Origin of the sequence: Paenibacillus daejeonensis DSM 15491 (assembly GCF_000378385.1) — a bacterium.
Classification (GTDB): Bacteria; Bacillota; Bacilli; order Paenibacillales; family Paenibacillaceae; genus Paenibacillus_D; species Paenibacillus_D daejeonensis.
Genome location: NZ_KB899666.1, coordinates 190,510 through 203,355, shown reverse-complemented (window position 1 = coordinate 203,355; position 12,846 = coordinate 190,510). Strand labels below are relative to the sequence as shown.

The window sequence follows — 12,846 nt, the reverse complement described above, 5'->3', positions numbered from 1 at the left end:
AGGCGCTGTCGCAGAAGGGAAGGACACACCAAGATATGGGTACTGTACTGCGTAATATGACACTTAGGAACGGACAGGTCGCCGATATCGTCATCTCGGACGGCAAGATCGCGGAGATCGCCGCGCCGGGAATCGGACAAGGCGAGGTCGTGGCCGAGGGCGGTTACGTCTCCAGCGGCTGGATCGACATGCATGTGCATGCGTTCCAGGAGCTGAAGCCTTATGGCGATGCGATTGACGAAATCGGCTTGAAGCAGGGCGTTACGACGATCGTCGATGCTGGCAGCTGCGGCGCCAACCGGATCGGTGAGTTGCTAGCGGCAGGCGAGGGCGCTAAGACGCGTTTGCTTGCTTTTCTGAACATCTCCCGTATCGGTCTGGAGCGGATTGATGAGCTGTCGGATCTGTCGTGGATCGATGAGAAGGCTGCACGTGAGGCGCTCCGTGCGCATCCCGACTTCATAGTGGGGCTCAAGGCACGAATCAGCCGCAGCGTGGTGAAGGAGCAAGGGATCGAGCCGCTGCGCCGCGCCCGCCAGCTCTCCGAAGCCACAGGTCTGTCGCTGATGGTCCACATTGGCTCAGGGCCGCCAGCGATTGGGGAAGTGATGGCGCTGCTGGAGCGGGACGATATCGTCACGCATTATCTGAATGGCAAGGCCAACAATTTGTTCGATGAGCAGGGGCGCCCACTGCCGGCACTCGTGGATGCGGTGGCCCGTGGGGTCAGACTGGATGTTGGGCACGGGACGGCGAGCTTTGCCTTCCGTGTGGCTGAGCAGGCTAAGGCGCACGGCATTCCTCTGCAAACCATTAGCACGGACATCTATGAGAGCAACCGCTTGGACGGTCCGGTGTACAGCCTGGCTGACGTGATGACCAAGTTCCTCTATCTCGGCTACAGCCTGGAGGAAGTGGTCGATGCCGTGACGGTGAACGCCGCTACGTGGCTGGGACGACCGGAGCTGGCAGAGGTCAAGGTTGGCGGAGCCGCTGACCTGACGGTTTTTGAGGTAGTGCAGGGCAGCAAGACGCTGACCGACTCCGAGGGTGAGACCCGGACAGCGGAGACATACATTCAAGCCAAGGGAGCGGTTATTGATGGATCATACTTTGCATGCTAAATACGGATTAAAACGCGTCGTCAACGCGAGCGGCCGCATGAGCATTCTCGGCGTCTCGGCACCAACCGATGGCGTCATGAATGCTGTGAAGACTGGCGGTCAAAGCTACGTGGAGATGGCTGACCTTGTAGACAAGTCCGGCGCTTATGTTGCCAAGCAGTTGAATGCGGAGGATGCTGTGGTTGTGAACTCGGCATCCAGCGGGATTGCTCTGACTGTAGCGGCAGTCGTTACGCGCGGGGACAAGCGTGCCAGCCTGAAGCTGCACCAGGAGCTGCCGGCGAATAACGAGATCGTCATGTTCAAAGGCCATAATGTCCAGTATGGCGCACCGGTCGAGACGATGGTGGCACTGGGTGGCGGTAAGCTGGTCGAGGTGGGTTACGCCAACGAAGGCAAAAAAGAGCATTTGGAGATGGCTGTGAATGAGCGGACGGCGGCGATTCTTTTTGTCCAGTCCCATCACTGCGTCCAGAAGAACATGATCAAGGTCGAGGATGCCTGGGAAGTTGCCCAGCGTCTCGAAGTGCCGCTGATTGTCGATGCTGCAGCTGAAGAGGATCTGCGCAAGTACGTAACCTGCTCGGATCTGGTCATCTACAGCGGCTCCAAGGCCATCGAAGGCCCGACCTCGGGTATCGTCGCAGGCAAGGGTGAGCTGGTAAGCTGGGTGAAAACGCAGCTATACGGGATTGGTCGCAGCATGAAGGTAGGCAAGGAATCGATCTTCGGCCTGCTGCAGGCGCTGGACGAGTATTTCGTCAAGGAAGACAAGAGCGAGCAGGAAAAAGCGGCGCTGGCCGCGCTCAACGTCCTCGGCGAGCTGCCGGGCGTGAGCGTAAGCATCGTGCAGGACGAAGCGGGCCGGGCTATTTTCCGGGGACGCATCAAGATCGATGAGGCACAGGCAGGCAAATCCGCACGCACGGTGAATGCTGAGCTCCAAGGCGGCGATATCGCAGTGTACACGCGGGATTATGGATTGGCGCAGGGTTATTTTGACCTCGATCCACGTTCACTTCAGGGCGACGATCTGCAAGTTATCATCACACGCATCCAAGATATTATCGGGGGGAATCACTAAATGGAAGCTATCTACAAGCGATTGTACAAGGACAGAGCGGCACTGAACGTACTGGCAGGCAGCATCGAGAATGCAAAAGAAATCTACGAAGCCGCAGAAGGCCACGTCGTTGTCGGCGTGCTCTCCAAAGCGTATCCGGATGCAGCGAAAGCTGTAATCGGGATGAAAGAATACGGACTGGCTATCGAAGACGCGGTATCCATCGGCCTCGGCGCAGGCGACAATCGTCAGGGCGCTGTTGTGGCGGAGATCGTCAAATCGTATGAGGGTCAGCACATCAATCAAATCCTACCGGCTGTTGGCGCAACCAGTGCTAATCTGGGCGACCGTAAAAGCTGGATCAATGCGCTCGTATCGCCTTGCGGCAAGCCGGGCTATGTGAACATTTCGACGGGCGTACACAGTGCAGCGATCGAGGATAAAGCGATTGTCCCAGTTAAGGCAGCTATCGCGCTTGTGCGCGACATGGGCGGTCATGCGCTCAAGTATTTCCCAATGCAAGGGCTGAAGCTGGAGGATGAGTTCCGTGCGGTTGCCAAGGCTTGTGGTGAGGAAGGCTTTGCGCTGGAGCCGACAGGCGGTATCGACCTGGAGAACTTCGGCAAAATCCTCGAGATCGCTCTGGAAGCAGGCGTACCACAGGTGATCCCGCATGTATACTCCTCGATCATCGATTCGGAGACTGGCGACACGCGCGTCGAGGATGTTAAAACGCTGCTGGCTGAGCTGAAAGCACTGGTTGATAAGTATGCCTAAGATTGCCGCGTTCGGCGAAGTGATGATGCGCCTGGAGGCGCCGGGCTTCCAGACGCTGGCACAGAGCAATAATCTGGCGTATTCGTTCTCGGGGACTGGGGTCAATGTCGTCTCGGCGTTGTCCCGGTTCGGCCACGAGGCCTACCTGGCGAGCACGCTGCCGGCCAATCCGCTGGGCGACGCCGCGCTGGCGTACCTGCGCAAGCTGGGGATCACTACGGATTTTGTGAACCGGGGCGGGCAATATGTGGGCATGTACTTTCTGGAGCACGGCTTCGGCTTGCGTCCCAGCAAGGTGACTTACACCGACCGGCTCGGCAGCAGCTTCAACACGGTGCCCCATGCGGCTGGTGACTGGGAGCGGATCGCGTCCACGGTGGATGCGGTGCATTTTTGCGGGATTACGCTGGCCATGAACGACCTCGCGCGCAGGCAGATCAAGGAGCTGGCCCGTGAGGTCAAACGCCAGGGCGGACGGGTCATCTTCGATTGCAACTACCGGCCATCACTGTGGGGCGAGGGTGGCTATGCGTTGGCAACCCCGCATTATCGCGAGATGCTGGAGCTGGCGGATATCGTGTTCATGAACGAGAAGGATGCTATGTTCACTCTTGGCATGACGAGCAGCGGTGCAGACCGGACCGAGCAATTGCAGGAACTCATTCCGCAGATCGCGAAAGAATATAACATTGGCACCATCGCGGGTACGCATCGCCAGGTGAACGCCGACAATACGCATTCCCTGGTTGGGTATATGTATACTGAAGAAACCTTCTGGTACTCGCTGCCGGTAACCTTCTCGGTCTATGACCGGGTCGGCGCCGGCGATGCCTATGCGAGTGGCATCATCCACACCCGTCTGCGCGGCGACGAGCCGCAGTATTGTGTCGATTATGCAACGGCTGCGGCCGTGCTAGCACACACGGTGCACGGCGATACGCCGATGTCGACCGAGGCCGATGTGGTCCGGGCGATGTCGCGGACGGCTGGGGATGTGGAGAGGTAGCATGGCTTGAGGTTGGTAGTGGCTAGGGAAGGGAAGAATCAGGCACCAGACATCACAGACTTACATCATGCCGCCCTTACCGCCCCTAGTGCCCGTGCCACCCAGGTCAGGCAGATTGGCACATGTAGGAGAGGAGGGAAGCCGGGATGACCATCACGCGCAAGAAGGGGCCGCTGTATCTGCAGGTCAAGAAGATCGTCAAGGATCGCATCCTGCACGGGGTCTATCCGCTGGGCGGCCATATCCCGTCGGAGCCGCAGCTGGAGCAGGAGTTCAACGTCAGCAAGATGACGGTGCGCAACGCGATCCGCGAGTTGGCGGACGAGGGCTATGTCGAGAAAAAAAGCGGCATCGGCACCATCGTCCTCACCAACACGCCGGTCACCCGGCTCTCCAAAGGCAAACGGTTCACCGAGCTGCTCGTCGAGGAGGGCCACCGGCTGGAGAAGCGGCTGCTCAAGGTAGGCAACGAACGGCTGCTGCCGGGGACGGAGCTGCATGGCCTGCTGGGACCCGAAGCGGTACGGATCGAGCGGCTGTATGTGCTGGATGATCAGCCGTATATTCATATTCAGCACTACTTGGCTGCTGCTACGTTGTCCGGTGCTGAGCCGGAGGCAGGCGAGCCCGCGTTCGAATCGCTGTACGATCTGCTGGAAGAGCAGGATATCGTGCTGGACAACTTCCGAGATGCGTTCTCGGTAGGTCCGGCTTCCGCCGAGACCGCGAGACTGCTGGGCGTTTCCATTGGAACGCCGCTGCTTGTCCGGCTGCGCCGCACGTACGATGTGGACGGCCAGCTGGTGGAGTACAGCGTCGGTTATTATCAGACAGAGCTGCAGAACTATTTGGTGAGTTATGATACGTAAGAGGTGCAGAACAGCTTAGGCAGGCTGCGCTGGCAGTAGAGAGAAGCCGTCACGGGGGTGCAATGTCATTAAGTAAGCTAAACTTAATGACATTGCACCGGAGTGGCGGCTTTTTCGCTTGGCCCGAGTGATGAGCAGTTTCACCGATTTGCTTTTCTTGCGTACTTTATCCTCATCTAATAAAATGATTTTTTTTGAAAACGTAATATTTTTCGGAAATGGTCGTCTTAATAGTAACAGCATGAATGACAGGTAGGACTTGCACTTTAAAGGAAAGGAGGCCGAAAGAAGTCTGACTAATGAGTTTTAAATTATTGCTAACTGAAGGAGGAAGATCCTGTGAAGAAGAAATGGATGTTATTATTTTTGGTTTGGCTTATTGCGATTACCCCTATTACTGCTTATGCAGAAGTTACAGAAAACTCCAAGATCGAGTTCAGCCAATATGATAAAGCGGTAGAAGTAGCAGCGCAGTATGTACAAGTTGTACAAAATAATACAGAAGATTGGCCTCATGCTCAAGTAAATTATGAGTTTCCGCTTTTTGATTTTAATGAAAGAATGACAGCTCATTTATTTTCCGTCTCTTCTTTGGGTGTGGACAGCGGGTACTTAATTGTGAGTGTTGATGATAATCCTGTGGTATTGGAATCAACTAGAGAGGGAAGTCACCCTTATAGTAAATCAAGCGAAAACCTCCATTATTATGTTGGGGCAACGATGCACTATAGCCAAGTAGACAAAGAACATATTATTGATCATCGTCAAGGTAAAGTTATCAATAGTAACGAGCTTAAAGGAAGCGGCACCCTGCAAGGAATGGAAACTAATAAAAGTTTAGCTCCAAACAAGGATTCAGTACTTTCATTTTCGTCAACAGCAGATATACGACCGTTTACTATAATTAGCTATTCGCGTAGAATCATTTCAGGTGTACCCGATTATACTAATGTGATAGGATGTAGCCCTACTTCCTTTTCTAATATCGTTAAGTATTGGGACAACAATGGTTATCCAAACTTGGTTCAAAGTACAACCACTTCTACTACACTAATTCAAGTTATGGCAAGTTACATGAATACACTGAGCAACGGAACAACGAATTGGAACGACAGAGTAACAGGAATGCAGAACTTTTGGTCAGACAGAGGTTATTCCGTAGCGGTGACAAGAATTAGCGCAAACTTCAGTACGCATAAAACAGAAATCAATAATGGAAGGCCAGACATTATCAATACTGTAAATGATCCTACTTATAGCGACCATGATATGACTGGTGTGGGTTACGAGGAATACCAGGATACAAATCAGAACCTAGCTTGGTTTAGATACGTCATTGTGCACGATACTTGGAGCAGTACTGGAACGGATGTTTACCTTTACTTGCCACAGCTTTCGTGGAATGAAACTGTAAAAGTTGTGCCTAATTAAGTAAGAAGTGGTGAGAATATCAGAGAGGAGTAGTCAGATGACTACTTCTTTTTTTGAAACCATTTATAATCAGCCGACGTCTAGAATTAGGGAGGGATAATATGTGGAAAATAAGAGTTATACTTTACAGTGCTCTTCTGGTATTGGTAACAATTATCGGCAGTGGATGTACCGAATCAAAAAATGGTGAAATGAATGGAGTAGGAACTTTGGCGGTCAAAAACATGACTGATGTAATTGGTACCGATTTTTCTGATGTAGTGGCCATCCATGTACAATTTGGTGATGGACACGAGATGGAAGTAACGGACTCGAAAATAATCGATGGAATTACAGAAAAGATTGCACAGATAGACGTTCAGGAGACGATCAGTAAAGGCGTAGGGTATCTGTACTATCTGGATATCCAAGAAGGAAGTAATACGTATCGTTTGGACAGCAACCTTACCTTTAATCAAATTCATTATGAAGCTACCGATGATAAAGACCAGCAATTAAATGATTACATCATAAGTTTGGGGAAAGAGCAATTTCCAGATTTATTTGCCGGTAAGCAATAAGATGAACGAACCATGTTCGTCCAAGGAAGAATGTGGCGGGCGTAAAGTGCCCGCTACAATTGGTTATATATATCTCGAAGTATCTGTCTAATCAATGAATTCTGCAAGAAATTTATGACCATCTCCGGCTAAATCCTCTTTGAATAAAATTTGGATTTTTTTAGCTTTATTCCATCCCCTCTCTTTACATACAAATTACAATATTATACTATATAGTTAGTTGTTGTTTTATTGTTGTCTTGATTTCCAAATTGATAGGGGGAACAATGAAGAAAAACTGGTGGCTGTTACTAGAGACAGATTTCGAAACGTTAAATGAAGATCTGCAGCAGCATATGTATCGATCTTTTTATTGTTTTGCCTATAGAGAAATTATCTTTTCCCTTAAAGACCATGCACTTGCAGAAGATATTATTCAAGAAGCGTTCTTAAAAGCAACAGCCAGACGTCTCCAACTGAAAAATGTTGCTTCCGGAAGGCAATGGGTGCGGCAGATTGTCCAAAATCAAATGAAGGATTTTATAAAAAACAAAAAGAATTTTCAATGCACAAGCTTAGAGAACGTTGATAAAGATGATTTAAATTGTACGACTCAATGGGATACAGAAACCAACTTCGAAATATCATTTCGCAACAAACTACTTCATGAAACGATTCTCGAATTAAAGGAAGGATACCGCATTGTACTTTCTAAATATTATTTGGATGAAAAGTCGTACAAAGAGATTGCTTTAGAATTAGAAATAAGCGAGCAAGTAATTGCCCAGCGGCTGTTTAGAGCGAGAAAAAAGTTACTACACCAATTCTTGAAAAAATGGAATGACGCATAATTTAGAGAACCGTTAATTGGATGAAACAGTCTCGCCGTTCACTGCGCACTCCATTCACTATGAAAAGAACAGGCCGATCCAAAGGACGTAGCCCTTATCGCTGCGTCCTTTTTTTTAACATTAAGCTCTTTTGGGCGGTAAAGCGTGAATACGGCAGTGGTTGAAAAATGCCCCCATACCTTATACAATGAAGAGAAGGAATCTCATGCAAGTGCGATCTGCCGCGAGCTTCCCGCAAAGGGCGGCGAAGCTTTTTGTTATGCGGGGATCAGACAGGAGTGAATAATAGATGCAATTGAAGAAGCTTAATGATAAAGCGATCGATCAACTGTTCGAAGCGGTGCTGACGCTCAAGTCGGTGGAGGAGTGTTATGTGTTCTTCGATGATCTGTGTACGGTCAATGAAATCCAGTCGCTCTCGCAGCGCTTGGAGGTTGCCCGCATGCTGGGCAAGGGCAGTACATATAATCAGATAGAAGCCGAGACCGGAGCCAGCACGGCGACCATCTCTCGCGTGAAGCGCTGCCTCAACTATGGCAATGACGGCTACAAAATGGCTCTGGAACGGCTGGGGCGCTAACCATGCAAGGGCCCGAAGACAAGGCACAGCCCCACAGTCGGTTGGTGAGGGTTGGTGGGGCGAGCGGAGCAAGGGAAGATAGTAGGGATAAAGGTAGCGAGGGTGCAGGGCAATTCGCTGCTGGTGCGGGTAGTATTGGCGGACTGGCCCTGGCCGGTGGAGCAGCGGGAAAAGCAGTTGCTTCGGACCGGCATGGGGAGGAACCTCGCGATGCGAGGAAGTTCGGTATCCTCGTCATCAGTCACGGTTCACGGGATGCCGATTGGGTCACACTGGTAGATGAAGCAGTCGCTGCAGTGAAGGTTCCTCCTGGTGTGGAGATCGTCTCCTCGTTCCTCGAGCTCATCGATGGCCGGCTCATTCAGGACGGGATTGATGACCTGGAGGGCAGGGGCGTGACGGACATGTATGTCCTGCCCTTGTTCGTCTCCTCTGGCAGCACGCATATTGATGATATCGGGCAAGGCTTCGGGCAGCCGCCCGTTTCGGATCGTGAGGGCGACCTTGGTGTCTTCACGATCCGCTCGGCGCGGATCACGGTCGGTCCGCCGATTGATGATGATCCGGAGCTGGCGGAGGTGCTGCTCGGCAACATTCGGGAGCTCTCAGGGCATCCGGAGAGGGAAGCGCTGTTGCTTGTTGCCCACGGCAGCAAGGAGCCGGTGTTCCACGGCCGCTGGCGGCAGGGGATGCGCGGCTTGGCGGATCGAGTCCGTGAGCTAGGCGGTTTCCGTCGCGCCGAGTCAGCGATGCTGCTGCCGAATCAGGCAGGCTGTGTGCTGGGCGCAATGAAACGGCAGGAGCCGGAGACGGCGGTGTTGGTGGTTCCATTATTTTTGAGCCGGGGGTACTTCACCCAGTCTGTGATTCCAGCGCGGTTGTCCGGATTGGACTACCGCTACAATGGTCGGACGATTCTGCCGCATCCTTTCGCCACCCGGTGGATGGAGCGACAGGCGGCCGCCTGGCTGGACGGGTTCAAGCGTAACGTAGGATCTGATCAGCTGGAGGGAGAACGGGCATGACCATCAAACGGGCCAGACTAATCTATAATCCGACCTCGGGACGCGAGGAGATGAAACGGCGCTTGCCAGATATTCTGCAGCGCCTGGAGCTGGGCGGGATCGAGACGAGCTGTCACGCGACAGCGGGGGAAGGCGATGCGACACTTGCTGCCTCTGATGCCATCGAGCGCGGCTTCGATATTATTATCGCGGCTGGCGGCGACGGCACGCTCTACGAGGTTATCAACGGCATGGCCGAACGCGACTCGCGGCCGCCGCTCGGTATCTTGCCGCTGGGTACGACCAATGATTTTGCACGGGCGCTCGGTGTTCCCAAGCAGTGGGAGCAGGCGTGCGACCTGATCATCCGGCAGTATACGCGGCCTATCGATGTGGGCAAGATTAATACGAAGTATTTTATCAATATCGCTGGTGGCGGCTCCCTGACGGAGCTGACCTATGAGGTACCGAGCAAGCTGAAGACGATGATCGGCAACCTGGCGTATTATATGAAGGGCCTGGAAAAAATGACGCGCCTGCGGCCGACGATGATGCACATCGAGGGCAACGGCTTCGACGAGATCCAAGAGGAAGTGCTGCTGTTCCTCATCTGCAATAGTAACTCCGTGGGCGGCTTCGAGAAGCTGGCTCCGGCGGCGAGCTTGCAGGACGGACTGTTCGATGTCGTTGTGCTCAAGAAGTGCAATCTCGCGGAATTCATCCGCATCGCCACCCTGGCGCAGCGCGGCGATCATCTGAGTGACCCGCATGTCCTCCATTTCCAGACCAACCAGCTCAAGATCACGACCCCCGACTACGTCCAGCTCAACTTGGATGGGGAGTATGGCGGCACACTGCCTTGCTCGGTGTCGGTGTTGCCTTCGCATTTGCGGATTTTTGTGGATGAGTTGGGGAATACGTCGTATAAATAGGCGAGCGTGGACCTGCGGAATGGACAGTGGAAGTAGAAAGTGCAAAGAGTCAAGCGTCAGACCCACAGTTACCGGAGCATGCTCTGATCGCTGTTGTCCCCAGGTGTCTTTGATTGGATGCGACCTATGGTCGACACCCGGGGACAAAGGCGAACACTTCGTTTCTCCGCATGCTTCCGGTTCCTTCGGTCCTCGTCGACTCTTTTTATAAGGGAAGAAAGAAGTAGAGGCGTTTGCTCTTTGGATCGAGCAAACTTATAATATGAAGCAAAAGGCAACAGAACAAGAACGGAGAAGGATATGAGTATACCTGTAAGTAAGAATGAAATCGTTACGGCCGAGATTGTCGGCTTGACGCATGAGGGCGAAGGGGTAGGCCGGGTAAATGGGTTTACCCTATTTGTGCGGGGCGCACTGCCCGGCGAGCGCGTGCAGGCCAAGGTGTTGAAGGTCAAGAAGCAGTATGGCTATGCCAAAATGCTGGAGATATTGGAAGCCAGCCCGGACCGCGTGTCTCCTCCATGTGAAATCTTCAACCAATGCGGCGGCTGCCAGTTGCAGCACATGAGCTACGAAGCCCAGCTGCGCTGGAAGCGTCAGCATGTGGTGGACAACCTGCAACGGATCGGCAAACTACAAATCGCTGGTGGGGAAGAGCAGAGTGGTGTTATCGTTCACGATACGCTTGGCATGCACGATCCATGGCGTTATCGGAACAAGGCTCAGGTACCAGTCGGAATGTCAGGAAGTAGCTGGGGCCAGACCCACCCCAAGGGTGCGCGCAAGGAAGAGCGTGGGACTGCTGACGTAGGTGAGTTGATTGCTGGCTTTTATGCGCAGGGTAGCCATCGCATCATTGATATGGAAAGCTGTCTCATCCAAGATGAGCGCAACGATGAAGTCGTACGATTAGTGAAGCAGATCGGCAGAAGACTTGGCATAACCGCTTATGATGAGCAGAGTGGACGAGGCTTGCTGCGCCATGTCGTCGCGCGGACAGGCTATATCAGCGGCGAAATGATGATCGTCCTCGTTACCAACGGCCAGCGTATCCCGCAGGTGGAGCAGTGGATCGAGAGCATCCGAGCTGAGCTGCCTGCAGTAACGAGTATCGTACAGAATGTGAACAAAAAGAACACCAATGTCATCTTCGGCGACGAGACCCGTGTCCTGTGGGGCAACGAAGTCATCTATGACGAGCTGGACGGCATCCGTTTTGCAATATCTGCAAGGTCATTCTATCAAGTTAACCCGCAGCAGACCGTGGCGCTCTACCGCAAGGCAGTAGAGTATGCAGGCCTGACCGGGAACGAAAATGTTATCGACGCCTATTGTGGCATCGGCACCATCTCACTGTTCCTGGCTAGACAAGCTGGCCATGTGTATGGGGTGGAGATCGTACCTGAAGCGATTGAGGATGCGAAGCAGAATGCAGAGCTGAATCAGATCGACAACACGACGTTCGAAGCGGGCCCGGCTGAGGTTGTGATCCCGCGTTGGAAGCAGGAAGGGAACAAGCCTGATGTGATTGTGGTGGATCCACCGCGGAAAGGTTGCGACAGTGAGTTGCTGGAGACTATTCTAGCGATGCAGCCGGAGCGGGTGGTGTATGTGTCGTGTAACCCGTCGACACTAGCTCGGGATTTGCGGGTTTTGGAGGATGGCGGGTATCGGACGGTTGAGGTGCAGCCGGTGGATATGTTTCCGTGGACGGTGCATGTAGAATCAGTCGCTTTATTAGTGAGGAAGTTTGTCGGTGGAACTGTATAATATTTTCTGAAATCATCGGAGATTCGATACTTGCTGGAAGCAGGTGGAGAGTCTCTTTTTTATTATTCTATTTTCATAATTTTGGTATAATGGAGATTATGGACTAACCCTTACACGATTAGCTGTCTATGAGAACTGAGGGATGTACAAGACGATGGAGATATACGAGCAAAAAGGGCATTTATGTAGGCACCGATAAGATGCATCTGGCTATTGGCACCGAGCTGCTTGCCTGTGACCTTGGAAAGCTATGCGGCTAGCCTTATCTTCGGAGAGTTTGTGAAAGCATGGGCAAAAAGAGAGAGGCTGTTCCTAAGTCACGAATTATTCGAACAGTGTCGGCTTTGGGAGGGAATCGAGAATCGAATATACGAATGTTTGTATCAAGGTTGTTCCCAGAATTCGGAGCTCTTGGACGAGACAATTGATGAGTAGACAAAAAAAATTACATAAACCACGTGATTCTTATGGTATTCACGAACTACTACGCAAACACCACCAGTATACAGACATTTATGACGTGCGTAGATATATGAGTTATAAGAAATTGGCGCAAACCTTAAATATCATGCACTTAACTACATAAACTGCTTATCGAGGTGTAAAGTATGACGATTGATAGAAGAACAATAACAAGGTTAAGAGAATCTATTCAAAAAAATTCCCAAGATATCAAAGCCGTAAAAGAAAAAATCAAAGTTAAAGAAGCAAGAGTTGCAATTAAGAAGGGGAACAATGAAATTCCTGTTAGAAAAGCGGTTATCAGTCCTAACTTCTCCAATAAAACCGTTCTAACTGATTCAAAGTGGCATTATGTTGAACTGTTTCTGAAAAGAAATAAGGAAAGCGAGGCACTAAATTACTGGTACCAAGCAGAAAACTTTTTTTAAAGCAACTCAA

Annotated in this window: 13 protein-coding genes; all 13 read left to right on the top strand. The window is 51.8% G+C overall.

The annotated features are described in order from the left end of the window. The first annotated feature begins 35 nt into the window (after nucleotides 1-35). The 13 genes from F556_RS0121435 (at nucleotide 36) to F556_RS0121375 (ending at nucleotide 12,836) form a co-directional block, all read left to right on the top strand. Nucleotides 36-1,124: an amidohydrolase/deacetylase family metallohydrolase gene (locus F556_RS0121435; protein ID WP_020619054.1), complete on the top strand. Its 1,089-nt coding sequence runs from the start codon at nucleotides 36-38 to the stop codon at nucleotides 1,122-1,124. After that, complete coding sequence (locus F556_RS0121430; RefSeq protein WP_020619053.1) at nucleotides 1,102-2,208, top strand: DgaE family pyridoxal phosphate-dependent ammonia lyase; 1,107 nt, start codon at nucleotides 1,102-1,104, stop codon at nucleotides 2,206-2,208. Before F556_RS0121435 ends, F556_RS0121430 begins: the two co-directional genes overlap by 23 nt. Continuing rightward, complete coding sequence (gene dagF / locus F556_RS0121425) at nucleotides 2,209-2,964, top strand: 2-dehydro-3-deoxy-phosphogluconate aldolase (protein WP_020619052.1); 756 nt, start codon at nucleotides 2,209-2,211, stop codon at nucleotides 2,962-2,964. Next, on the top strand, nucleotides 2,957-3,970 hold the full coding sequence (locus F556_RS0121420) for a sugar kinase (RefSeq protein WP_020619051.1): 1,014 nt from the start codon (nucleotides 2,957-2,959) through the stop codon (nucleotides 3,968-3,970). The genes dagF and F556_RS0121420 overlap by 8 nt, the downstream gene beginning before the upstream one ends. Nucleotides 3,971-4,116: 146 nt before the next feature. Continuing rightward, entirely contained in the window at nucleotides 4,117-4,839 is a 723-nt protein-coding gene (locus F556_RS0121415; protein WP_020619050.1) for a GntR family transcriptional regulator, read from the top strand. A 339-nt stretch (nucleotides 4,840-5,178) separates the two neighbouring features. Continuing rightward, the gene (locus F556_RS0121410; protein ID WP_020619049.1) at nucleotides 5,179-6,270 is read left to right on the top strand and encodes a C39 family peptidase; all 1,092 of its coding nucleotides are present in this window, start codon (nucleotides 5,179-5,181) and stop codon (nucleotides 6,268-6,270) included. A gap of 101 nt (nucleotides 6,271-6,371) precedes the next feature. Further along, nucleotides 6,372-6,830, top strand: coding sequence for a hypothetical protein (locus tag F556_RS0121405; RefSeq protein WP_020619048.1), 459 nt, complete (start codon nucleotides 6,372-6,374; stop codon nucleotides 6,828-6,830). A 266-nt stretch (nucleotides 6,831-7,096) separates the two neighbouring features. Then, entirely contained in the window at nucleotides 7,097-7,660 is a 564-nt protein-coding gene (locus F556_RS0121400) for an RNA polymerase sigma factor (protein ID WP_020619047.1), read from the top strand. Nucleotides 7,661-7,949: 289 nt separating this feature from the next. Beyond that, the gene (locus tag F556_RS0121395; protein WP_020619046.1) at nucleotides 7,950-8,240 is read left to right on the top strand and encodes a YerC/YecD family TrpR-related protein; all 291 of its coding nucleotides are present in this window, start codon (nucleotides 7,950-7,952) and stop codon (nucleotides 8,238-8,240) included. Nucleotides 8,241-8,242: 2 nt separating this feature from the next. Then, nucleotides 8,243-9,265 (top strand): CbiX/SirB N-terminal domain-containing protein, encoded by a 1,023-nt coding sequence (locus F556_RS34785; protein WP_020619045.1) that lies wholly within the window; start codon nucleotides 8,243-8,245, stop codon nucleotides 9,263-9,265. Beyond that, nucleotides 9,262-10,176 carry a diacylglycerol kinase gene (locus F556_RS0121385; RefSeq protein WP_020619044.1) on the top strand — a complete coding sequence of 305 codons (915 nt, stop codon included), beginning with the start codon at nucleotides 9,262-9,264 and terminating at the stop codon, nucleotides 10,174-10,176. The genes F556_RS34785 and F556_RS0121385 overlap by 4 nt, the downstream gene beginning before the upstream one ends. A 300-nt stretch (nucleotides 10,177-10,476) precedes the next feature. After that, nucleotides 10,477-11,946 (top strand): 23S rRNA (uracil(1939)-C(5))-methyltransferase RlmD, encoded by a 1,470-nt coding sequence (rlmD, locus tag F556_RS0121380; protein WP_020619043.1) that lies wholly within the window; start codon nucleotides 10,477-10,479, stop codon nucleotides 11,944-11,946. Between the two features lie 608 nt (nucleotides 11,947-12,554). Further along, on the top strand, nucleotides 12,555-12,836 hold the full coding sequence (locus F556_RS0121375; RefSeq protein WP_020619042.1) for a hypothetical protein: 282 nt from the start codon (nucleotides 12,555-12,557) through the stop codon (nucleotides 12,834-12,836). The last annotated feature ends 10 nt before the right edge of the window (nucleotides 12,837-12,846 follow it).